The sequence below is a fragment of the Vibrio eleionomae genome (genome assembly GCF_009874545.1).
Taxonomy (GTDB): Bacteria; Pseudomonadota; Gammaproteobacteria; order Enterobacterales; family Vibrionaceae; genus Vibrio; species Vibrio nitrifigilis.
On sequence record NZ_WEKT01000008.1, the window covers coordinates 48839 to 73460 of the forward strand.

A 24622-nucleotide genomic window follows, 5' to 3' on the forward strand; every position below is an offset into this window, starting at 1 on the left:
CGATAGTTATAGCCCTATCACCAAATTTAGGAACGGCATGTCAGTGATGGATAACAAGTGCAATAGGTGGACGTATGTCAGCAAATACCAAGATAGATTTTCTTTACCTCTCAGAACCCGACATGATCAAAGCGGGGGTTACCGACATGCCCCAATGTGTTGATGCAATGGAAGAGATGTTCGAATTACTCTACAAAGGTGATTACCGCATGGCGGGCGCGAATAATGATTCGCACGGAGCCATGATTACCTTTCCGGAAGAATCTCCTTTTCCGATGATGCCTAAACCAACGGCCGATCGCCGTTTAATGGCTATGCCAGCTTATCTTGGTGGGGATTTTCAAACCTGTGGCGTGAAATGGTATGGCTCTAACATCGCTAACCGCGAAAAAGGCCTACCACGTTCTATTTTGATGTTTATTCTCAATGATGTTGAAACCGGAGCGCCGCTCGCTTACATGTCGGCGAACTTACTATCGGCTTATCGCACCGGTGCGGTACCGGGCGTTGGTGCACGTCATTTAGCACGCAAAGATTCCAAAGTGATCGGTTTACTTGGTCCAGGTGTCATGGGCAAAACAGCGGTCGCTGCCTTTATTTCAGAATGCCCAGAGATTGATACCATCAAAGTTAAAGGCCGCGGACAAAAAAGTCTCGACAGCTTTATGACTTGGGTCGCCGCCACTTACCCACAAATCAAAACCGTTCAAGTGGTGGATACCATTGAAGAGATTGTGCGCGATTCCGATATTGTCACTTACTGTAACTCAGGTGAAACTGGCGACCCAAGCACCTATCCAGAAGTTAAACGTGAATGGGTAAAACCGGGTGCTTTTCTTGCTATGCCAGCATACTGCCGTTTAGATGCGGCAATGGAACAAAACGATGTACGTAAAGTGCTGGATAACACAGGCCTTTACCAAGCGTGGTTTGAAGAAGCGCCAAAACCGGCTCACCACCATATTCCAATTATTGGTGTGCGCTTTATGGATATGATCGAAGAAGGGCTGATTACCTTAGATAACCTAGAAGACATCGGTAAGATCGTTGCAGGGGATGCGCCAGGGCGTAAAAATGATGAGGAAATCATCATCATGTCTGTTGGCGGAATGCCTGTTGAAGATGTAGCTTGGGGCACCAAACTGTATCGCAACGCGCTGGAACAAGGCATTGGTGTCTCCCTTAATCTTTGGGAAACCCCAGCACTGAACTGATCCCTTTTCTATTTGTTATTAATTAACCAGCGTTGGTCGCGTGCCATTTCGCTATCAACGCTCCTCCCTTACTGAACATGACCGCATAATACGCGGGGTAGCTCAGTAACATTCGCCTGCACAAGTTCATGCTGGCCGTGGTTTGTACTGTGTGATCTATAGGAAGTGGTCAGCAGCACTTAAGCCAAAATGCGTTGGATTTGAGTTGGTTGTTACAAAAGGATGAGTAACATGAGTAAAGCAATCTCGTCAGCAAAGCTGGCAATGTTTGAAAAAGCACCAGATAAAGCATCGGGTAAAATGGGTTTGCCAACCATGATGGGCATTTGTATTGGCCTCGTGATTGTACAGGGTGCCATGATTTCGGCCATTCAAGGCATTGGCATAGGCGGCATGGGATTTATCGCTGCGATGATATGTGCGTTTGTTTTGGCGCAGTTTAATGCCATGAGTTTTGCTGAATTATCATTAATGTTTCCAGGTGAAGGCACGCTTGCTACCTACACCAAACGAGCGATCGGTCAATTCCCTGCGATTGTCTCTGTGTTTGCGGGTTATGTGGTGGTGGCGGTGTTAGCACTACCAGTCGAGATGATTTTGGTCGACGCCATGTTAGATAAACTGCTACCAGGTGTTTTTCCTGCGAAGGTGGTTCCGCTGACCATTTTGGCTGTGCTGTGTATCACCAACCTGATTGGTACGGATGTGTTTGCGAAAATACAAAACTCGCTAGCATTTATCTTGGTCGCGGCCTTAATTCTAGTCGGTGTTTGCGCGGTGACAGGCGTAGGTGAACCGCATCCACAGCTAAGCGGCGCGTCTGTTGATTGGAGCTTTACTGGGGTATGGAATGGCAGCTTTATCGGTTTGATTGCATTAGCCATGTGGTTAATGGTTGGGGTGGAATTTATTTGCCCAATGATCAACGAAGTTAAATCGCCGCTGAAAAATATTCCTCGTGCTATGCACTGGTCGTTGCTCCTAATCTTTCTTATCTTCCTTGCTTTTTCTTACGGTGCCAGCGAATATCTAAATGTGGATCAGCTTGTTAATGGTTCTATCCCATACCTAGATTATGTTCATGCGGTATTTGGTCGTGCTGGGTTAGCCATTGCTACATTAATGGGGCTCGCTGCCACATGCAGCACCGTGAATACCTTGTTAGCGTCGATTCCTAAAATGATGCACGGCATGGCAGAAGAGAAACAAGCATTTCCTATCTTTAAAGCTGTGAACCGTTTTAACGCACCATGGGTAGGTATTGTGACCATTGCGGTATGTACCGCAATCCCATTTTTGCTTGTGGATATGGATTCATTAATTGTATTAGTGATTGCTGCCACCACCAGTTGGTTACTGGCGTATATTGTGGCCCATATTGATGTCATGGTATTGCGTCGCCGCTTGCCAGATTATAAGCGCCCTTATCGCACGCCGTTTTATCCCATTCCACAAATCGTCGGCATTATCGCCATGGCGTATGTCGCGTTAAACAATGCACCATCAGCAGAAATGACTCACACGGTGTTTGCCATTACCGGCGGAATGCTTGCCATAATTAGCCTTATCACGGTCTTTTGGGTCAAGTTTTATATGAAACGCGGGCTATTTACCCCAGACATGGATTAACGTTCATTCCCACCGCTTTAAAATCAAAACCCGCTGCGTGCGGGTTTTTGCTTGTTGAGTACATCACCACTCAATAGTGCTTACTTCCTACTCATATCACCGCGGTTTTCTTTTCAAGTCTAACGTTTGTATTTCAACCCATAGTGATACTGCTGCACGCGGGCAAAACACCTATGCTGATCTTAACAAATCGCTAATGCTGAGGATAAGCCATGCAAGCACAAGCTGATATCGATAGTGAACATCAAGCCACCAATGTGATTGCGCTTTATCGGGAGATGGAGTGGCTACAGTTAGTCATTGACCAAGTGATTTGCAGTTATTTAAAGCAAGAAGGGCATGAGCAGCATTGGCTGGATATTGAACCGCCTGATTTACTCTCTGGAACCCCTTATGCGCACATCATCATCGATTGGCAACTCAACATTTTTGAGCGCTTGGCATTAGCGTTAGCCATGGCTCCCAGCCTGAAACCCAATGTGCTCGATACCTTCTTTGGTCTAAACAGCCAGATAGATCGTCCCTTCACTGAATTTGGTGGTGTGAGTGATAAAGCGTTTAGCGGGTTTATTCCCACTGGGCAAACCCTGAATTTTCTAATTAGCGGCAACGACCCGCAGTGGCGCATTTATACGCGTGCCATCCTTGCCAACCAACATCGCCTTATGGCCGAACAGGTCACGCAATTATTGGGGGTGGATGAGGGCGTGCCCAAATGGGCGGGCATTTACCGATTAAATGACGAGTGGCTGCACTATTTTATGACGGGCGAACGGTTACGTCCCGAATTAAGTGCGAGTTTCCCAGCGCATGTATTGGAATCGCCTCTTGAATGGCGTGATTTAGTGTTAGAACACGAGGTCATGGACCAAATTGAAGAACTGCATGGCTGGCTAAAACATGGCCATACCTTGATGAGCGAGTGGCAATTGGCCAATAAGGTGAAACCGGGTTATCGCGCCGTCTTCTTCGGCCCACCAGGTACAGGAAAAACCTTGACGGCGGCGTTACTTGGTAAAGCCACGGGGCGAGAAGTGTATCGTGTTGATTTATCCATGGTGGTCTCTAAATACATTGGCGAAACAGAAAAAAATCTTTCACGCGTGTTTGAAGCGGCCAGTTATAAAGAGTGGATGCTGTTTTTCGATGAAGGGGATGCGTTATTTGGTAAGCGCTCAGAGGGCAGTTCGTCTAATGATCGTCATGCAAACCAGCTCACTGGTTATCTATTGCAAAAAATAGAAGATTTTCCCGGCACGGTCATTATTGCAACCAACCTAAAAACCAATATGGATGAGGCGTTTACCCGCCGTTTTCAAAGCATGGTGGAATTCACTATTCCTGGCCCAAGCGAGCGATTGCAGCTATGGAAAAACGCGTTTAACGGGGTGTGCGAACTCGCACCAGAGGTCGATTTAGCCCGAATCGCCGAACAATACGAAGTGGCTGGCGGGCAAATTATCAATGTGTTGCGCCAGTGTGCGCTCACCGCCATTGTGCGTAATGAACGCATTGTGTATCAAAACGACATTATCACCAGTATTCGCCAAGAGTTTAGAAAAGAGAACAAAATGCTTTTTTAAGCCGGTCGCCAGTCATTTAGCACATGACGGCTTGTGAATATCACGGTAAAGCAAGAGGACCAACAACCATGCTTTCTCAACAGGCAGAACACCATTCAACCCCTAAACAAGCGGTGCATCTTTCGGCCATCACCCAACGTAAAGTGGGCCAATTTGCCCAAACGTTAGAGGATTACCGCCCAGCCACAGTGCAAAGACAGGCCAATAAAACCGGCTTGCCCGATAACTTAAAAAGCGGGATGGAGAACATCAGTGGCATGAGCCTTGATCATGTGCGAGTGCATTACAACTCGGCCAAACCCGCTGCGGTTCAAGCGTATGCCTACGCGCAAGGCAGTGATATTCATTTAGGCTCGGGGCAAGAGAAACACTTACCCCATGAACTCGGGCATGTGGTGCAACAAGCCCAGGGGCGCGTGGCTCCCACCACCTCCGTTGGTGGCATGGCAGTGAATGATAATCCCGCCCTAGAGCACGAGGCGGATACCTTGGGGGCGAAAGCGTTGCAGGCGAGGGTGATGGGGTAGGGTGTTGCTTCGATTAACACCATATTTAACGCCAAGTTTGAGCAGGCATTGTTACCATCTCAAAGGTAAAGGTGCGAAATCGTGTGTTCGTCAGTTACAACAGGCGGTGAATCATTATCGATATGTTTGCCGAAGTGATGTGGATTCCTATTATGCATCGATTGATCAAACCATTTTATTGCAGCAACTAAAGCAGCATGTCACGGATGAGGGGTTACTAGCGTTACTAAAACGTGCTCTCGAACGTGTTGATGATCATGATGGGTTGCTCAATTGGCAAACGGTTGGGTTAAGTAAAGGCAGCCCGTTGTCACCCCTTTTGGGCGCGTTGTACCTGCAGGAGATGGATCAAAGCTTAGGCGGTTATTGTGAGGCTCGTGGGCTTCAATATTATCGGTTTATGGATGATTGGATAGTGCTTTGTCAAACTCGGCGCCAACTTCGGCATGTGGTGAAATTGATGAATCAAAGCCTTGCCAAAGTAAAGCAAACCAAACACCCATTTAAAACGTACATCGGTCGAATCAAAGAGACAGGATTTGATTTTCTTGGCTACCGATTTACGCCCAATCGTGCGTTAACCCCAGCCTGGGCAACCATTGCCAAGCATCGCAGCAAACTCTTGCGGCTTTATGAGCAGGGCGCGTCGTTACAACGCGTTGCGGAGTATGTGAAGCGTTGGGTGATATGGGTCAACAGTGGGGTGAATCAAGTTGTAATGAATAGCGAGCTCGACTTAGTCTGTGAGATTTTTAATGGTCGAGTGCTTGTGAATGATGTGAGTGCATTGCTGAATTTGATTCGTTAATGGCGTTTTAATTGATTAATAAAATATAGCGGTGACACATATCGTTATCTGGCGTTAAAGGCTTCCGGGGTTAAAAAAACATCGTGGCATTCTTTTAAAACGCGTTGATTATGAGAGGGACTGGAACTGCATAGGTCTTGGCGCTGCGAGAACGTTCTAGTTCGGAAACGGCGGAGATGTATATCCATGTAACGACAAGGGATTGAATAATATCGGTTCGCGATTGGATGGGATGGATATTTAAACGGATGGTTCAATAACGACAAAAATGAGTGTTGTTAGACCGGAATTTGATGAAGAGATAGGGGGGATGGAAGTCGCCTTTCTGTGTCTGAGGGTGTATTAGGCAACTGAAGAAAGCCTATAACATCCACCAATGAAAAAATTAAAAAAAAAGGTTTGAGACATGTATGAACAAGTAGAGAAGCCGAAAGAGAATAAGAGTAGGGCTGTTGATCATTCTGTTGCTCAGAAGAAAAATCAAATGAATCAAAGTTATGGTTTTGTGGATAATCGACCTGAACTGATCTTACAACAAAGGTTAAAAGGTAAACTGAAAACTTCGAACGTGCAAAATGGAATACAAAATCAATCATTTATCATTCAAAGAAATCAGTTTGAACAGCTTAAAGTAGAAGAAAAACCATTTATTTTTAAGAAGAACATACGGCCCTATGTTGACGAAAATCAATTTGGTCATGTTTTTACAATCGAATTAGGAATATTAGCCCCAGAAGAATTGCTTTGGCTAGAAAAAACAGATAAGCCATATCTCTCCTCTATGCAGGCTGATAGTTGGAATAACATGGCCAATATCGGTGCTGGTTCTAATGTTTTCTCAGATTGGGAGAATGTTGTTGGAGAGGTGGAATACAAGACTGTAAAGTTTGTAGATCCTCCTAGCATTAAAAAGACTCCAAATAACTACAGAAAACTTGAATTCTATATTCATGTGCTGGGAAATGAACGTAAGGATATGATTACATTGACCGCAATACAAGAATTGCAAACAGATGGTGACGGAGAAATATCCAAATCAAGTTTTTCTTTTCTTGATGAAAAAGTATATAAATCTGGCTCAAGTGAAGATACAGAACTTTCAAATCCTTATTGGGACGATGATGAATAAGCCCATAACAATGACTAACGAAAAATTAAAAGGTCTGAGATATGTATGAACAGGTAGAGAAAACAAAAGAGAATAAAAGTTGGGCAGTTGTGAATTCTGTTGGGCAAAAGAAAAGTAATGGGAAGCAAGGTTTTGGGTTTGTGGATAATCGGCCTAAAGCAATTGTTCAAAGAGTTTTCAGTGAGTCGCTATACAATAAACAGGTCAATTTTATTAAACAGTGGAGATCGTTTGATGAGATAAAAAAGGTGAAACCAAAAAATCAATATTCAGACTCACAGATTCAGGAGATTTACGAGAAGGGGAAAAACAGCTTCTTTGTGTTTGATATTCGGGATCTCTATAATAATAGAACAAATATTGATGAATATATACATAAAGAAGAGCGATCAGTAGAAGAGGAAAGCAGCTCGCATTCAATCTCTAAACATCTAGCTGTAGATGATGAATATTTACGTGAAAGAGTAGAAAAAGAACCAAAAGTAGATAGGGCAACGAGATTTACAGCCAAGATTAAAGTTGAAAAAGCAATGCAATATTGGATTAAAAATGGTCAAAGAATACTTGCAGAGTATGGGGATAATCTGGGAGGAATCTTTTCGGATATTCTTGAGCTTAGGCAGAAACACAAGCAGTCAATGACGCCTAAAGATATCAAACCAGTTATAGCTGGTTCAGAAATAATGTTACCAGTTAAAAATTCAGGATATATCTTTGAACTCCAAAAAGTTCCAGACCCTAAAAGGGCTGGAGGAAATTGGAGTATAGATTGCAAATGGAAAGCAACAACATTAGCGGAATATTCTAAAAAGGCGATAGAAAAATCTGATCTAGAATTCTACGATGTGCGGGAGCCTGCTACAATTTTCCCTCCTAATGGAGTGGATATGAAAGTTAGCGTATCAGACGATGGACAGCTTGAAGTAACAGTCCCTGAAGATGTAATGGGTACCTTTTTCTAAGCCTTAATCATTCAAACCTATAACAAAACCTAAAAGCCATTGAAAACGTCTTTTAGCCTAATTGTTACGAGGACACACCTTAAGCGGTAGTATGAAGAAATTTAACGAGGACACACACCTTAAGCAGTATGAATTTAACGAGGACACACACCTTAAGCAGGAATCAGTTCAAAGATATCGATGCTATAGATATTGGACGATAAAATCCTACGTGGTGCGTTCGTAGAGAAATGAAGGTAATTGATATTTATAGTGAAAAAGGTATGTGAGAACAATCAGAGGTAACGATGGTTTATAGCTGACGATTTATCACTCATTTCATTATGAAATCAGTAATCCTACCATTCGTTTTTTGCCCAATTGGGTTTTGGCTTTATCGAGTCCTTTGGATGAGCCAACCCATGCTTTGGGTTTCTTTTCTAGTTCGGTACATAGCGTTAAACACTCTTGCTGGGGCAGAGAGAGACGATCAAGTATCTCGGGCATGCGGTTATCAATAAACCCGCGCTTATCTTCTCTAATCTGCCTACCCACCCAGTCAACCAACTCAATATAATCCATCAAACGAAATGGGATCCCCTGATGCTTATCTTGGTGTTCATACCCGAGAAAGTTAGCGAGTGACGGCGTACAGGTTTCGCCACGTTCTAAGCTACCTAAGCGCGCTTGTATTGAAGTGTGATCGGATTGCTCAGGGCAATCCGCCATTTTTGCTCTTATAGGGTTGAGATCGACATAAGCCATGGCGGAAAGCAGTGCTTTTTCGTCCAATAAGGCCTGAGATTTAAACCGCCCTTCCCAAAATCGGCCAGTGCATCGGTCCTCTTTATTCGCTTGCACGGCAATATCGTAGTTAAGCTCTCTCATAAACCAACTTAGGGAATACAAACGATGACGCCAAGTCTCGATCAGGTGGTCACACGTGTGTGATTCAGCTTTTGATTTGAGCTGGTTTGCCAGCCAACGCTGAATAATGACAGGGGTTTGATGTTCACTGCACCAACGTTCTACGACTTCAAGGTCAGAAAGGGTAGCGGCGGCTTCTTTATCAACAAATGCTACGAGGTGATAATGATTGCTCATGATGGCGTAAGAACAAATGCGAATGCAGTATATCGAGGCTAGGGCCAGCATACGTTGTTCAACCCAAGCCCGGCGGTGTTCGTAAGATTTGCCAGTCGCAGCATCTTGGCCGCAGAGGAAAGAGCGACGCACACAACGCGAGACGCAGTGATAGTAAGGTGTCACTTCAGGGCAAATAAGTTGAGATCTTGCTGTCGTCATAGGTCATCTCTGAGAATATAGGCGTTATCAAGCATGACAATTTGACGATAGATACGAAATACGGCAGAAGAAAACTTACGAGTGAAATCAAAGAAACGGAGGTGAAAGGAACTGGAAAACGAGACGATGATAGGGTGTGTGTCCTCGTTAAAACAGTTATTTTTTAACGGAATAACGTAAAGTAATGAATACTCCTATGAAAATAAAACATATATAAATAAATAATTATAAACAGTATGTAAGATGGTAAATATAAAATCAATCTCAAATATGAAACATAATAATGAAATTATTAGAATTAGGATAAGAGCTGGAAATAAAAAGGAAATAAATGACAGGTGATACGCTTTTGTTGAGTGAATTTGTGAGTGATTATTTAATAAATAATATAATTATCATGTATATGCCAATTGTAATGTATCAATATATTAAATCGATATTTTATACAGAATGGCAATACTAAATAGTTGTTTTTAAATATATAAGAATACATTTAAAAACATTACATGACACCAACTTGACACTGTTTCAATAAACCATTGTGGATATGATTTCTAGTGCCGGTTTACTTGGAGTATTCCTAGTGACGTGACCTGCCAATAAATACTCATTAAATCAAATGAGCCAACATCGATATTAAGGAAGAAATCATATGAGTGGAATTAAACTTAACTCAGCTAAAATTAAAGACCTAAGAAAAAAAAAGGAATGAGTCAGGAAACAATGGCGGAAGAATGTTTAGACAAGCATTGTGCCGTGTCGGTGTCCTCGATTAAGAGGGCAGAGTTAGGAAAGTCTGTATCGTTCAGAACCGCCACAAATATCTGCAAGTTTCTCAACATTACTTTAGATGATGCATTACTAGTCGAAAATGATTATTTAATTCCGGCTAATGTTAATTTAAAGGATGACGCGGAATTTCTGGAAATAGTAGCAATAGAGAAAGTCCATTCAGAGTCTGATTTAAAAAGTTTATATCAAAAATTCCTCAGATTTTCAGATAAACACCATGCCAAAGAATTGGCCATATCAGTTAAGCCTTTTGATGATAGATACATGCACTGACATTTAAAAATTGCCACTTAATTGTATGTGCATCGCCCTGGTTTGGCGATTAAGCCTGATTAAAACCACTACCTCCCTATATAGGCTCTTTGTTATACCATTGAGCCTTCTTCATTCCAATTTACCCTACCATTCTTCATATTCCTATTTCGTCATTTTTTACTCGATTTCCGAGTTTAATGCACTGTATTAATTTGGCTGAGGTCAGGCCATATTTTTTCTTTTATGGATACTGGCAGAGAATATATTCGAGAGACAAAAAATCCGAGTGTTGTTAAACACTCGGATTTAGGTTGATCAATAATATACCCAAGTAACCTCAAGATGCTGTTTCAGCGAGAATGTATTCGCTCTTGGGCAAGGCGCTGATTTGAAGACATAGTGATTCTACGTTGAAAATCAGCAACACAGCCTAGGAGCGAATACAACTCGCCCTTTGGGAGCTCATCAACAAGCCTATTTCTGCGCCCAATCACGTTGAAAGGGAATAACCATTCCTGCCGTGATTGAGCTTGACCTAGGCTCGTTGATGAAGCTCTGAACTCTGCATCTTGAGGTCATTTGGGTATAAAAGGAGAGTCGAGGTATTCGTTATATCTCCAGAGCCGTTAAGGCTTATCGCCTTCCTTACGAACCATACGAACGGCGTATAACACAGCCCCAATAACCAGCATAAATACCAGTAAAATTGGGCCTTGATAATCTTTAAAAACTGGGTCGGCTATAAAGGCCAACATTAGCCCAATGATGGAGGCCGCAGTGAGTGCGACAAAGGGCATCTGGCTTAGGTATTTTCTTAGTGGAAAATGCTGCATACATAGCACTAAGAATACAATGATAAAGGTGAAAGAAATGAATAGGCCCATTCTCAATAACCAGCGATTTGGACAAACCCAATTTAATACGGTATTCACCGAGCTCACCAGTTGGTTTAGTGGTGCAGGGAGTGGCGTACTGGTCGGGAAGAAGTTGGCATCGATAAGTTTTTGATTATCGATGCCAAGTGGTACTGGCCAATAAGCAGCGCCTAAAAAGCTCCAACTGGAGAGGTTAATTAGCTGGTCTAAATCGTCTTGGCGATCGCGGTTATGCTCGGTAATTAACATCGGCACCATATGTTTAAATAGTTGTTTAGCTTTGGTTTGATTATCTTGATGGCTTAACCATTCTTGCAACTGCTGTATTTCCGTCAGTTCGTTATTAGGCTTCACTGCTTCAGCAGTGCTTGGCCGCATGATAAACAAATTAGTGATGGGAGCGAGTTGATTTAGGTTTTTAAAATTAAAAATGGAATGGTTCGGTTCAATTAATTCTTTAATGGGCACCACCACGTTAACGTAATAGCGGTCGTCTGTTTCTGCTTGCATTGCGTTCTGTGCTAGGTGCCATGGTGAGGGGTGGCTAGCACGTAACGCAAGCTTAAGCTGCCGAACAAACGAAATAAACGCTTGCCGACTGGCTTGAGTATTTAAGATGGACAGATCGATATCTAAAGTAATGCCATCAGCCATGGTTGGTAATTGTTTAAAGCCTAACGTAATCCAAGGTTCTACACGATTGGTGAAATACCCATTGAGCGGTGTCGTAACGGCTTTCACCAAGCGTTTTACCATGTCACGTGAAAATAACTCGGTGAGTTGATCTCGTGATAGGTTTCTTGGTGCAGAGACCACTAAATCAATATCACTGCGGTAACGATGAGACGTTTGAATAAACTGGCTAAATTTAGGTGCTGGTAACCAGTTTTGCGGTAGGTCTAACACACTGTTATGTCCCTCTGGTTTCATGACGGCACCAATATAACCAATTCGGTCTAGTCGGCTGAAGTTAATGGTTTGCCCCGCTTGCGGATGAGACCAAGAGGGATAAAAGCCGTAGAAAGTCGCTTGGCTAAAAATGGAGTCTTGGCTGTCTTCACAGCCGCAATTGGCAGGAGCGTTCCATTGCATCGGCACTGGGTGTGGCTCGCTCAGCCCACTTTTTTTCGCTAAGGAAAACACGCCTTTATTTTCCATAACAGAAGGGGGTAACCCTGCCAGTTTGATTGCCATTTTCAGTAAATACAGGCTGGGGAATACTTCATCTTGTAGTGGTGCAAGTGCTTTCAGTTCTTCTTTGCCCAAGGCGCTGATCCCAAGTTTTTTGATGGTTTGCTGCAGTGCCGAATTATTTAACTGCCATACGATTTGAGTCGTGGGTACGGTCGCCATCGGTGTCGGAGCTTCTCCTTCTTTACTTGTGCTGCTGGCCGGCGGTTCAGTTTCGATGGTGTGCGATTGAATTAACTCATCAATATTCAATGGCGGTTCTATGGGAATATTGATCTGAGTAAATAGGTCGCTGAGTTGGTTGTAAAGAGGGCTGCGTGAATCAAACTGCTGTTTGCCCAATTTACCTAAGGTTTTTAAAACCGAGTGGCGTAAGGTGAGACTCGCCAAATCATTTTCTGTAATCTCATAATAATAAGGCGCAGTATCGGCTGCTGGGATCACTCTGTTGTGCCAAGTTTTTGAGGCCTTTAGTGCCAATTTTTGCATGATTTGCTGCGGTGTGAGTTGCAGCAATTCTGGTGGTGTTATTGCCCCGCGCCAAGTTGGGAATAGCACGCTGCGCTGTGAAGCGCGACTTAAACTCAGCAGCAAAGACTGAATAAAATGATGATGCGGAAGATTTGCTACTTTGGGGGCAGTAAAGGAAAATTCGCCACAGTAGTAGGCCAGCCAATAACGAGTTTTGGGTCCAACGATGCCATCGTTAAGTGGCTTATTGCTTTGTTTGAGCTGCGCTTTATAAATGGGATTATCTTTATACAAAGTGGCGAGCTGTGCTTGGATAACACTGCCTAAATAACGGTCGTCACTGTTAGTGAGTTGCTGGCTACAGGTAATGAACTCAGTGCTTTTATCTATTGGGACCGTCGGGGCTGCTGCATTACTGATGATGGAGATGCCACTTAGCAGCCCACAACAGAGCAGCCAGCTAGTCATACGTTTGGCACGCAGCTGTATTGGTTTGCAAATAAGTGGAACTTCTCTGAATTTTACGTTTTTCATGGTTTTTTCCTTAGCGCCAGATAACAAACAGAGGTTTGTCCATCCATGGGTGTTTAATGGTTTGAAAACTCCAAGGTAATTGGTCTAAAAGCATATCGAACGTGCCTGGCGCGACTGCTAGATGCCAGTTTTTGGTCGTATCGGTCAGTTGTCCTTCACGTTGCATAAAAGTGGTTTGTAATCCTTGAATGCTGGTGTTACCGAGAGCTTTCCAGTGTTGGATCACCGCATGCATTAGCCCATCAAGTATCACTTCGGCGCCTTCTGGCAGTGGCATGTCTTCGGGAACAGGCTCGGCTAGGTCTACGCCACACAACACTTTATTTAATGGCAGTTGATATTCAGGGGCCGCACTAGAGTGAGTAATGAGATATTGCAGACAAAATAGTGCCTGATATTGCGCTTTCTTGTTGATAAATTGCTGCCCTTTGGTGAGCGTCAGCCTCTCAAAGAGCATTGGGATATAGTGGGAGATAATGACTAAGCCTGAATTACTAATAGTGATTGGGTCGTCATTTGAGGTTTCTTCCGCCTGCGGATCTTGCCAAGGTATTCCGTTGTCAGATGAACCACCATTATTATTGGGTATGTCGATATTTTTCATGATTTTGTTGATGTCTGGTTGTGTTTGATTCAGTTGTGATTGCCATAGTGGCGTGTTTGAGTGTTCGGGTTTATCCATGTTCGCCACTTGTTTCAATGTGTCTTGTAGAGGTTTTGAGGTGACGAGAGGCTGCAATGTTTTCACCAATAGAGATAAAGCAGAGCGATGAGTGCTGGTATCGACATGGGTATGCCCAGCCCAAAGTTGGCCTAATTCCCCAAGCATGCGATGCATGAAAAGATGGCTGTCGAGGGCGATGCCTTTGAGGATATGTTGGCGATACAGTGTTTGCCAAAATAGACGTTCTCCTTGTGGTTTGGATTCGAATAGCTGACTGAACGTATTGCGCAATATCAGCAGTGCAATCGCATTACTGGTCAGCGTTGGAAAAAATAGCGTTTGATGGGTATCTAATGGCCACTCGTTCAGTAGGCGTTGCAGAATATTTGGATCAATAAGTGCACGCTGTAGCCAGTGGTGGAGTGGGTATTTAGCGTGCTGTGCTAAGTAGGCGATGACCTCGTTTTTTGGAGCTGGAGCTTGACCTTCCACCCATTGTTGTAACGTGTTGAGTAAGCTATCTACCGGGGCAATGGATAACAGCCAACGTTGACGTTCAGTAAGGCTTTCGTGAATCGTATTGTTGGTTAATACCAATTGGCATAGTTGTTGGTAGTTGTCGGCTTGTGATGTCGTGGAATGTTTGTTGATGTGTTGCAGTAAGTGTTGCAGCCATTGCTCGGCAGTAGAGGGACAATCGTGGCTGAATAACACTTGATAAAACCAAGGCATCGGAAGTTTAAACAAGTGTACGATAGCAAGTAGCAGCGGGGTCATGGCAACTACGCGTGCCGATAGCTTGGGTTGTACCACGCGGATTAAACGTTGTAATTCGCTGCTGTGCCAAGCATGTAACTGACTTGTCATAGCCGCTGCGTTAATTGCTGCGTATTGGAATAGCACGCTACGCTGGCGTTGATCTAATACGGGTGAATGGTTGGCGGTTTGTATTCGTGTGAGTAATTCTGGTGCGGTCGGCACTGTGCGCGCTTGATGATCCATTAAAAATAGCAACTGATCACGCCATAAAAAGCTATTATCACAAAGGGTTAACCATTCATAGATAAATACTTCAATCTCAATCTGATAACGGGCTGCAAGCTGCTCTGTGACATTTAATAAATATTGGTATTGGTTAAATTTGCTGCCTTCTTGGCTAATAAGATAGTGCAAGGTTAATTCCCAAAGTGCGGTTTTGGTGTTGCTTGCATTCCCAGGTATATCTGGCTGGCCGTTCTTAGCATTGTTCACCACCATCCCCAGTGTATGACTTTCAGAAATCATGCTGTGTACCATCTCTTTGGCATTGGGATTGAGAATGGCGGTGATGGTGAGTAGTGCTGCGTCGTTGAGATTCGCTGCCCAGCGGCGAATAACCGCAGTGTGTTGCCCGAGTTTGCGAATAATCAAGGGTAACTGTTGGGAATAATCGCGCTGCCATACATTGATATGATGTTTCCAGTGAGTCAGGTTACCGTGCTGCAATGTGATAATGATGTTTTCCACATCAGAGATTTGCTCTTCAGAGAAGGTGCGTAGCATGCTAGGGGTATATAAGGCTGTTAGAACAGTGTTAAGTTGGCTGTTGTTTTGCATCTTTTTTTTACTGTGCGAGTGAGTAGTTAGTTGGTTGAGGTATTTGGTGATGATTTCAAATACTGGAGACGACAAGCGGCTCTTATTCAGTTGAACTGTGACTGTTCGCAGTAAAGCGTGATAAGAACGATGATACCGATCGGCCATGGTTTTGATGAGGTAGCGTAAGTAGTCGTTTTGACTCACGTGCCCACGGGTTTCCACAATGAAGTAAGTAAAGGTAATGCACCATAATTGAGTACGAATTTCGTTGGCTGTAGGCTGGCGAGTCGTTGTTGGCCATTGGAGTGTGAACCACAGGCTGGTGGGCGCTAATAGTATTTGCACCAAGGGAACCGCGGTAGGAGCCAACACATCGATAAGCTTTAACAGGGTGTTATCGCTGTAGTGAGTTGACCAGTGCTGGCGCACATCACTGAGTTGCCCGCACCAACGCAAGAGTTGAGCAAACTGTAGGGTATTGTCTGGCCAGTAAGATTGGAGTTGGGCTTCTGTTCCTGAGCTAAGGGCTATCAGTAATTCGTTAATATAAGCTAAGGCCGGTGTATTGTCTGGCTCGATTTGGTGTGCGGGTGTTTGTTGTTCTGGTGTAACCCATTCCTCGATTGATAGCGACCGCTGCTGCTCTGGTGTAGCGCTGGGCAGGATATCGGTATTCGAAAGAGTGGATTCAATCACATGCAGTAAACTGAGTAGTTGGTCTTGCAGTTCACTAGTGATATTCACAGTGCCCACCGCCATTATTAGTGCGCTTAGCACCGTTCCGGTGTTTTGATTTTGTGCATTGGCCATATGGTGAATTAACTGCGTCATATAGGCTTGCCGATTAAAGTCACTGCTATGATCACTCAATAAATAGTGCAACGTGAACAGCCATAGGTGCTGTTCTACATGAGCTTCAGATAACAAGGCTGGATTGTGTGGTTGAACAGATTCTACAACGGCTGTTTGCGCTGGATTTTCTTTTTGGCTGGGCTGTTGCCATAAATGCGGCGCCCTTAATATTGAACTTAAAAATGGGTATTCTTGCGGTGTTAACGCTTTAATAAGCTGTAATCTATTGGCCAATTCAATATCGCGATATAAATCGTTGGGTAACTGATGATCCGAATTTCGCTGCTGGAGTGCGCTAAGTAGCTGCGGTGTAAATTGAGCAAAAAGCATCGCCCAATGCGGATGTAATGGCGTTAAATCGTGTTGTGTTAAACATCGTGTTATGCGCTGATACCAAGCTTTTCCTAAACATTGACGTAATTCTACGGAGTGTCCTTTTGAATGAGTCAGTAGCAACCGCATCATTTGCCATTGCTGAGCTAGAGATAGCTGTGGAAACAGTTTGTTTAGGTATGATGCTGGGAACTGTTCGATTAACCGTTGTACGATCTGGTCACTCTGGTTGGATTGGTTTAGCGCATTGGCCAGTTGCTTAGCGTGGTCAATCACCGACTCGGCCAAACCAAGAGAAACAATGGATTGTTCATTGGAAACAGACCAGGGCAGTAATCCAGTAGTTAAGAATGTCCACAATACGTTCCAGTTTTGTTGTTCCTGAGAAAGCACCACGAAATGCTCAGGTTTTGCCGTAAGTGGTGTTTGTGACGATGCTTTTGCAGGCACGTAATCGTCTTCAACGCGTTTAGTAAGATACAATTGCTCGGTGAGCTTTTCACGTAATATCTGTTTGAGTTTTTGCGGCGCTTGTTGGTAAAAATCGTTGGCATTAATATCCCCGAGCTCGAGGGATAATGAATCAATGACCATGGTTTGATTAGCGGGGCAGAGCTCATCCAACACGCTTTCTATTTCTGATAGCAGGTGTTGTACCACCCATTGGGGGGCTCGTTGCTCGAACGTATCCACATCTTGTTGATGATCAAAAGCAAACTCAATATGGGTTTGATTGATTTTATGTGTGTTGCTCATCGGTCTGATTCTCCAACACCGTGGGCATGACACTTATGCAGAAAATGAAGCAGTTCTTGGGCAATTAAATCACAATCCGGTTGTTGTTCTTGGTGTTGAAGAGCACTTGCTTTAGCGTCTCGCCATAGTGAATAGAGCGTTTCAAATTGGCTAAAGGCGTAAAACTCTAACCATTGGCATTGGATAAGTAGATGCGCAGGACTATTGGCGATAATCAGCTGCTCAGCCTGCTCACGAAATTTGTGCTGACTAAATCGAGCAGTATAGCTAGGCATCACAATCGTTATCCGATTGGCGTAGGTGCTGAGTCTGGCTGTGTCTTGTTGAGTGCGTAGCAATATTGGTTCAACAACATATAAGCCTTCACTGATTTGGTTTAATTCAATAAGCCAGTTCTGGAGTTGATGACACAGTTGGGTGAGTTGTTCGGCGCTTTCATCATGAGCAATGTACAACCATTCCTGTGAACTGTGGTGATCGATGCAAAACAATAACTGGTAGTCATTCTCTTGCTCGTCATATAAAAGACGGTATCGGCGATTATCAATCCCATATTGCAACAGTTCTTCTGGCAGTGTTTGCGCACTGAGTAAAGGTAAGGTTTCACGCAGGTAGGCGCGTTGGGAGGAAGAAATGTTTTCTTCAACGATATTGTCCGTTAATGGTTGTAAATAAGCCGTCATGTCTTCGGGCAGTAATATCACCATATCTTTACCAATATCGCTTTGATAGTAGGTGTCACTGGGCATGATATTCAATGCAGCTTCAATCAAACTTTGGTTGTTGGTGACCGTTGGCGTAGAGTGAGGATAAAGGCCGAGTAATAGAGCTAGACGTTGGCGATACCCTCCTTGATGATCGGCATTGAAAAGGTTATCTCCCAAGCTTCGTTGGTTGGTCATGGTGGTGATATTGAGCAAAAATGCTTGTTTATATTTGAGCAATTGCCTTTCCAATTCTTGAGCAGAAAAGTAAGGGTTAAATTGCCGATGCAACTCATCAGGGAACCGTTCGCTGTATAACCCGAGTAAATAGTCGAAAAGTCGATTTTTTCGTTCTGGATAATTGTCGAAACGTGCCCGAAGCTGCTCTAAGCGTGTTGTCGCTTCTTTGGGGTAATGTTGGTCAATGTTATAAAACTCATCCGGCTGTAATACGTGCTGGTGATACGTCGCTTGAGGTTCTAAAGACAGGGAAAACAAGCTATCTAAGGCTTCGATATCTTGACAAAAATTGGCCATGAATTGATCGAACAGCAGTAAATAGCCGCGCAGTTGATAGCGTTGTCCTTGTTGCTGGGCATCGTAACGGTTAGGTGTGCCTGGTGCTAAATGATAATTACGTGGAAATAGGGTTTGGATCGATTCGTACTGACTAAAATCCACATAATGGCCTTTAGGGAGCGCCGCTAACGAGGTGGAGGTGACTTGACTGGCTCGTCGCTGATGTTGCAGTTGCTCTATCTGAATAGTGAGGTCTGAATAATCTATCTCAATGGGGTGTTGATGTTGGATAATTTCGATACCCAATGAGGCGGACGAATCAGGCAGTTTTAAGTAAGAGAAAGGTGCAATTTCAGTAATATAGGCTGGCGTGTCTTGGCCAGCGTCGTCGCTGTATTGAATGAATTGAAATGCATCGATGCGTTGAATCGACTCTTCGGCGAGAAGCGTTTCTTTAATTACATCGGCAGTGGTGGTTTTCGTTGTTGTTTCTAACCATAATTTGACCTGATGGTAGATGTTCGCTACGAGTTCGGTGACGTTAGTAATTTCATCATTAATATAGAACGTGGCATGTAAGGTCAGTGGGTGCTGTCCTGTTAATTGCACTGCGGCGAGGTCTTCTCCCAAAGCGCGCACTTGGTGAAACTCACGATAAATGTCGTTGATGGCCGACTGGCGCTTATCTGGAATACCGTTCGTTGCCGTTTTATTTGGCTGACTTAAGGCATAAAAATGGTTTAACTGTGCATTGATGGTGTAAATGCCTAAAGAAGGGGTATTCGCGTTCCAGCGTAGCCAAACATTATCAAGTTGTGGCAGTTTGTTCAGCAACCAGTGCTCATAGTCTGCCAGTTGTTGTGGGTAAGCCGGCAGAATCTCTTGTGCTAAGGCAAGCCCATGGGCAGGGTAATCGATGTTGCCGCGTTCATCGCATAAGTAATCGGTTACCGAAAATTCACAGCGATAGATCAGATCTGTGATCGCATAACACACCTGTTCAAGAATAGTCATCCCTGGATCGTGCGGGTTATAGTCTGTCCAAATCTGCCCGCTTAACTGCTGTATATAGGTCAAGCCAAGCTGATAAAGGTGCTCAAAACTATTCGGGTTATCATTATGGCTCTGTTTCGAAATAGTAGTCGACATCATTAACCTTACTCATCCTTTAACGTTAGTTGGCAGTGCTCCATAAATGGGTCGTTCCATAACCGGGTAATGTGATACTGAATGGTCTGGTTTTCACCAAAGGAGGTGTTGGTGCACATTTGCAAAACATAAGGGCGCACGGTGCCTTTATGGTTGTCTTGACGCCAACGAAATTTGATTTTGTCGGCTGCTGAGTGAAAATGTGCTTGTGTGACGTTGATGGGATTTTTATCGTGCCATTGCCACCAGTGTTTATTAGGCGCGCAGGTGTTGATAGCGAGTGCATGTGCTAGAGCGTAGCGACCACTGTGTTGAATCCCTATTCCCGCTACCACTTCAAATATATGGCAACCTTCGAGTTCTGGTGTGATGTCGTGCCATTGCCCATCCGCAGGAATTGGGCTTTCAAGCAACTGGGTTCCCATCCGGCCGTGTGCTGCAATGGTGCCATTAACATCCAGCGTTTGGCGTGGTGTGGCGGTATTGATCCCTACGTGTCCTTGCGCTGTCATTGATAAATTGATGGCAGGTTCTCGGTCGGTTTGCGTAAATGGATCGCTGTCTTCTGCAAGATTGGCTTTTGGGTTAGAAAAAATCTGCAAATTGGTCTCTTGAGGGGCGAATCCAACGTGCCATATCGGGAGATTGGGGTGATTCTGCTGGTAAAAACTCAAGATATGTTCTTGGTCTAATGCTTTAAGCTGCAGTCCAGTTGCTGGGGGTTTGATAAAGCCTTCTTCTACCTGGTTGACGCAGGAGTCGATCAGATCGGAGAAGTGTTCTGCCGATGGCATAGTTCCTTGGCGGAAATAGTTTTTAAGCGTACTTCGATTGCGTTTAGCCATTATTCTTCCGTTCCTTTGTTATTCGAAGTCGTAGTCGAATGAATGATAAATTGCTCGCCGATCACCAGATCACCAATGCCCGCTTCTTCGGGGTCATGCGCCAGATTATCGGTTGAGATTTGGATGTAGTGATGTACTTCGGGGATCAACAGAAACCAAGGGAAAGCGGCTTGGATCGGTTGATGGGTGGCGGCGCTGTCTTGCAGTGAGTAATCGGTATCTTCGTCAATACTGATTTTTAATGCGGACAAACTGCTGACGTTAACCACTTTGTCTTGGCTACGAATGAACGCGCCCAGCTTCTCTAATGACAAACCAAAACCTAGCCCGGTATTGAGTGAATTTGGCTCCCAAGGGCATAGCTGAGATTTGATTGCTTGTTCTAATTTGCGCAGCGCTGGACCATGGCTAACGCCCTCTTTTAATGTCACTTTGCACCGAATTTGGATTTTTTCGTAGCCTGGGTTTCGTACTTCTATTTGTACGTGTGGGCGAGATACTGATAACAAAAATTGGCGAATACTCAGTAAGTACGAGGCATCGAGTTTTTTCGGTAAGCACGGTTTATGATCACAATGAATATCACTCGGCGTGACGATGATTAACACTTTGCCCGGTTCGCGTTCCTGTGAATAAAAAGAGCGAGTTGGGAAACAATGAACTGCACCCACTTTGGGGAAGTGTTCGAGGATTAGGTGTTCATAATCCCAAGGTGTTAGTACCTTGTTTTTGTGGCGTAAACGTTCACTGACTCGCATCTGAAATTGCTGATCACTTTCTAATTCTGGCGGTTGGGTCATCGGATTTAGCTGCGCAATGGCGGCCAAATTTGTCACTTTAGGCTTACTACGCCATGTCGAGAAAGAAAGTGGAGTTATGCCATCGTCTTGCATTGGCGCGCCTTTGCCATTGACCTGAACCACATGAGTCGCGACATGCTGACACACGGGGTATTGATCGATGCCTTTGTTGGTGCTGACTCGTAACCAAAACAGGCCTGATGGCATGACGGTGTGATTTTTATTGATGGATCCCGGAATATCCAAGGTCACGACGCCTGAAGTGAGAAAGCTTTGGGTGGTATCGTGAATAATCTTATTCGGGTTTAGAGGCTGCCATTGGTTGTCGACTAAGTAATACCAATTGTAAGCGGTAGAAGGATAAGGCATCAGTAACTTAGCGCTACCATCAAACGCAAAATATAGATTTAAATACCCATACAGCTCACTGGCCTTAATGCCGATAAAACAGTGGCTATCTTCTTGATAATTAGCTAATAACCGAGGTTTATCCATCTGTTGGCTTTGTGTTTGAGGGTAGATTAAGCTTTGTCCAAAGGGATGCAAATGGATAAGCTCACTTTGGGTTTTATGCACGTTATTTTGCAAATCAATCACTGATTGTGCTGAGTAGTTAATTGATAACTGGTTAACTAATGGTGCATAAGGTTGGTTTGGCCGTGCCTTTTTATGTTTACTTTTCACATTGTGAGTCAGTATGTCGCTAAAAAGTGGCGCATAATCGTTGTGGCCAAATGCGGTATCTGGACCGGTCAGTTTTAACTGAAATAGTCCATTGCGGATACTGGTTTGGTTGTTGTAAGGAACCTCGGGCCATGGACGCGTCACCGGGGTATAACTATTATCGATATCCGAAAAATAGAAACTGCGAGTGTTATCCAGAGCGCCGTGTGCGGGAGTAAAGAGCGATTGTTGAAGGGGGCCAATTGGCGTCCATTGCCCGCTATTTAATACTTGGGCTGCAATTTTGAAACAGCTGTTTGTATAGGCATAAGGGTACTGAGCGTAGTATTGCTCAAAACCCTGTTTTTCAAGCGGCAGCCCACCCCAAGTGAAGTGAAATGACAGTTGTGTTAGTGACTTTCTGGCAATTTCTTCACTGGCAATAACAGCATAAGAATCGATATAAGGTTGCGAACCGAGTAAGAAAAAGGGTTGTTTTGTGTCCGCTTGGCCTTCTTGATTAAATAACTGCAATTGCGTCACACCGTTCACTTGCGTGTTGATAGTGAGCTGTGCGAGTTCAAAATCGCGAAAAATTGAATATGGAAAACAGTTACTTTGTGGTTTTAACGTAATTTTTAATGACGCACTATCTGGCCTTGTGGCTTGGTTTGGAACGATGGCTTCAAATCCGGTATCTATGTAACATTTGAGTTTGAATCCGATGTGGCAATCTTCTTCGCTACCGGGGTGTATTTCTATCTCTGACAGTGTTTCCCAGCCCTCGTCCGTAGTAACTGCAATATCAAAAACATCTTGAAAGATATGATAAAACGCAGCCGTTGAAGATTCACATAACAAGTCTTGAATAGTGGTGTAGGCGGTCAAATCGTCGCCCAGTAATGGGGCAATTATTGTGAGAATATGTGCACTGTCTTCTTTGGTTAGCCACGTTGCGGTGTAGAGGCATTGACGACTGACAATTTGCCCAATGATCCGAAACAGTAAATCTACTTTTGTTAACGCCAGCGGATTGTCGTTTGTTAACGATGAGGCCACAAAGTCGAGCAGTTGAAAATAAAACAGTTTGCGGGCCAAACTGACTCGCGGTGCTGCTTCTAATTGTTGTAATTTTGTTCGTTGGTGAGCGGATATGTGTGTGACTAAGTTATTGGCGTTAATTATGGCAGACCATTCTTCAAACAAGTGATCATGGGTGGCTAACAGTTGATGAAAAACTCTGGTAAGCGCGTTGATGATAGCTTCATCATCACCGGCGTTTATGAGTTCTTGCTCGATAATGTTGGCACGCTGTTCTTTGAGATGAAGTGTGATATCGATGTAACGATTACCTTGTGCCATGGTAAAAATTGGGTCGGTAATGATCATACCCATTGGCTGGAATTCATCTTCAGACGAGTGTTCGTTATGAAAAAAAGGAAACTGTTGAGCAAGCGGAAAGTTTTCACCTGATGCGGTGATATCAAGTTGCTGTTGTTGCGCACTTACACCACATGCGTAACCTGATTCTCTTTCAGGCGAAACGAGTGGATCTCGTTGTAAGGTAAGATTGAAAACGCGGGTAACTTCAGCATCAGTGACCTCTATTGGGTATTGGCTGCGATAGATGATGGGTTTGAAGTCTGAGTCATCACCGGGGCTAAATTCGGCGTGTTTTGCAAACGATACGGTATTGTGTGTTTTATTGTTTAATGACAGTTTTAGAAAAATAGCGTCATCAGCTGTTGCTTGTTTTTCTTGTTGCAACACATCTTGATAATAAAAATTAAGGTGCTTTTCTGTAAATTGATTAAGGCTGTTTTGCGCCCGTTCAAACAGTTTTAAAAACGCAAAATAGAGCGCTAATTGCGGCCCATTCTGTTGATGTGAGAGGGCGCTTTTTAACACTGTTTGACTTTGCTGTTTTATTTGCTCGATAACAAAAATGATTTTGGCAAAACAGTGGCGCGCTTGGTCAGTAAATTCAGCATCTTGTAAGGTTTGTGGACCAGTATCGAGCATATGCTCATCTAAGTTCCAAAGTGCATCCAGTTCTTGCACTCGAGCACGAAATTGTTCAGGTAAGCGCGGTATAACCAAGCTTATTGGCAGGGATAAATGTGTTTGATACTCATCGAGTAAATAATATTTAAACTGGTAAGCGCTTTCTGGTGCGCCAGGCAGATATAAGTACCACTCTTGGAGCCGTTTCAATAACACCAGCAAGAACTGAGCTGTCATTTCTTCGCCCTGGCGTTGAACTTGTCTGAACTGGGTTTGGATGTACTTAGTATCGCTGGTCAGTATTGCTGCGCAGACGACAATCTCATTGTGTTGGAATAGGTTTCCCCAGGTGCCTTGTGCTTGATCTTGCAAGTTTCGAAAAGGTAATTGTTGAGCAAACTGTTTTGCCCAAACAACAAGTTGCTCAAAGCTAAGTTCATGGCATTGAAACACTGATGGATTTATCGCGTTATTAAGCTGTTGTTGGCGAGAAGTCATTGT

At 43.9% G+C, this 24622-nt stretch carries 14 protein-coding genes; 8 read left to right on the plus strand and 6 right to left on the minus strand.

Annotation, left to right across the window (positions count from 1 at the left end):
* Window positions 1–74 precede the first annotated feature (74 nt).
* The 7 genes from F9817_RS06795 to F9817_RS06825 all read left to right on the plus strand — a co-directional run bounded on the left by F9817_RS06795 (window position 75) and on the right by F9817_RS06825 (window position 7852).
* On the plus strand, window positions 75–1214 hold the full coding sequence (locus F9817_RS06795; RefSeq protein ID WP_161154202.1) for an ornithine cyclodeaminase family protein: 1140 nt from the start codon (window positions 75–77) through the stop codon (window positions 1212–1214).
* Window positions 1215–1445: 231 nt separating this feature from the next.
* Complete coding sequence (locus tag F9817_RS06800; RefSeq protein WP_161154203.1) at window positions 1446–2843, plus strand: APC family permease; 1398 nt, start codon at window positions 1446–1448, stop codon at window positions 2841–2843.
* Between the two features lie 212 nt (window positions 2844–3055).
* Window positions 3056–4426, plus strand: a complete 1371-nt coding sequence (locus F9817_RS06805) for an ATP-binding protein (RefSeq protein ID WP_161154204.1) — start codon at window positions 3056–3058, stop codon at window positions 4424–4426.
* A 68-nt stretch (window positions 4427–4494) separates the two neighbouring features.
* Complete coding sequence (locus F9817_RS06810; protein ID WP_161154205.1) at window positions 4495–4953, plus strand: eCIS core domain-containing protein; 459 nt, start codon at window positions 4495–4497, stop codon at window positions 4951–4953.
* Window position 4954: 1 nt separating this feature from the next.
* On the plus strand, window positions 4955–5761 hold the full coding sequence (locus F9817_RS06815; RefSeq protein ID WP_161154206.1) for a reverse transcriptase domain-containing protein: 807 nt from the start codon (window positions 4955–4957) through the stop codon (window positions 5759–5761).
* 406 nt (window positions 5762–6167) lie between these two features.
* Window positions 6168–6890: a hypothetical protein gene (locus F9817_RS06820; protein ID WP_161154207.1), complete on the plus strand. Its 723-nt coding sequence runs from the start codon at window positions 6168–6170 to the stop codon at window positions 6888–6890.
* A gap of 41 nt (window positions 6891–6931) precedes the next feature.
* Window positions 6932–7852, plus strand: a complete 921-nt coding sequence (locus F9817_RS06825) for an RNase A-like domain-containing protein (RefSeq protein ID WP_161154208.1) — start codon at window positions 6932–6934, stop codon at window positions 7850–7852.
* 321 nt (window positions 7853–8173) lie between these two features.
* Here the strand turns inward: F9817_RS06825 and F9817_RS06830 are convergent, their stop codons facing one another.
* On the minus strand, window positions 8174–9136 hold the full coding sequence (locus F9817_RS06830; protein ID WP_161154209.1) for a transposase: 963 nt from the start codon (window positions 9134–9136) through the stop codon (window positions 8174–8176).
* A gap of 708 nt (window positions 9137–9844) precedes the next feature.
* On the opposite strand from F9817_RS06830, the gene F9817_RS06835 reads away from it, so the two are divergent.
* On the plus strand, window positions 9845–10201 hold the full coding sequence (locus F9817_RS06835) for a hypothetical protein (protein ID WP_161154210.1): 357 nt from the start codon (window positions 9845–9847) through the stop codon (window positions 10199–10201).
* 608 nt (window positions 10202–10809) lie between these two features.
* Here F9817_RS06835 and F9817_RS06840 read toward each other — a convergent pair.
* From F9817_RS06840 to F9817_RS06860, 5 genes are read right to left on the minus strand one after another with little or no spacing between them, the layout of a single operon-like run.
* Complete coding sequence (locus tag F9817_RS06840) at window positions 10810–13254, minus strand: hypothetical protein (protein ID WP_161154211.1); 2445 nt, start codon at window positions 13252–13254, stop codon at window positions 10810–10812.
* Window positions 13255–13264: 10 nt separating this feature from the next.
* Window positions 13265–17437, minus strand: a complete 4173-nt coding sequence (locus tag F9817_RS06845; RefSeq protein ID WP_161154212.1) for a contractile injection system tape measure protein — start codon at window positions 17435–17437, stop codon at window positions 13265–13267.
* Window positions 17434–19812 (minus strand): hypothetical protein, encoded by a 2379-nt coding sequence (locus tag F9817_RS06850; RefSeq protein WP_161154213.1) that lies wholly within the window; start codon window positions 19810–19812, stop codon window positions 17434–17436. Before F9817_RS06850 ends, F9817_RS06845 begins: the two co-directional genes overlap by 4 nt.
* A 5-nt stretch (window positions 19813–19817) precedes the next feature.
* A complete protein-coding gene (locus F9817_RS06855; protein ID WP_161154214.1) occupies window positions 19818–20654 on the minus strand; it encodes a hypothetical protein in 837 nt (278 codons plus the stop codon).
* Entirely contained in the window at window positions 20654–24619 is a 3966-nt protein-coding gene (locus tag F9817_RS06860) for a baseplate J/gp47 family protein (protein ID WP_161154215.1), read from the minus strand. Before F9817_RS06860 ends, F9817_RS06855 begins: the two co-directional genes overlap by 1 nt.
* Window positions 24620–24622 lie beyond the last annotated feature (3 nt).

Coding starts and splice junctions, on each gene's coding strand:
- F9817_RS06810 (WP_161154205.1), top strand. CDS start 4,495: ATGCTTTCTCAACAGGCAGAACACCATTCAACCCCTAAACAAGCGGTG.
- F9817_RS06795 (WP_161154202.1), top strand. CDS start 75: ATGTCAGCAAATACCAAGATAGATTTTCTTTACCTCTCAGAACCCGAC.
- F9817_RS06820 (WP_161154207.1), top strand. CDS start 6,168: ATGTATGAACAAGTAGAGAAGCCGAAAGAGAATAAGAGTAGGGCTGTT.
- F9817_RS06850 (WP_161154213.1), bottom strand. CDS start 19,812: ATGATGTCGACTACTATTTCGAAACAGAGCCATAATGATAACCCGAAT.
- F9817_RS06805 (WP_161154204.1), top strand. CDS start 3,056: ATGCAAGCACAAGCTGATATCGATAGTGAACATCAAGCCACCAATGTG.
- F9817_RS06800 (WP_161154203.1), top strand. CDS start 1,446: ATGAGTAAAGCAATCTCGTCAGCAAAGCTGGCAATGTTTGAAAAAGCA.
- F9817_RS06845 (WP_161154212.1), bottom strand. CDS start 17,437: ATGAGCAACACACATAAAATCAATCAAACCCATATTGAGTTTGCTTTT.
- F9817_RS06835 (WP_161154210.1), top strand. CDS start 9,845: ATGAGTCAGGAAACAATGGCGGAAGAATGTTTAGACAAGCATTGTGCC.
- F9817_RS06840 (WP_161154211.1), bottom strand. CDS start 13,254: ATGAAAAACGTAAAATTCAGAGAAGTTCCACTTATTTGCAAACCAATA.
- F9817_RS06860 (WP_161154215.1), bottom strand. CDS start 24,619: ATGACTTCTCGCCAACAACAGCTTAATAACGCGATAAATCCATCAGTG.
- F9817_RS06825 (WP_161154208.1), top strand. CDS start 6,932: ATGTATGAACAGGTAGAGAAAACAAAAGAGAATAAAAGTTGGGCAGTT.
- F9817_RS06855 (WP_161154214.1), bottom strand. CDS start 20,654: ATGGCTAAACGCAATCGAAGTACGCTTAAAAACTATTTCCGCCAAGGA.
- F9817_RS06830 (WP_161154209.1), bottom strand. CDS start 9,136: ATGACGACAGCAAGATCTCAACTTATTTGCCCTGAAGTGACACCTTAC.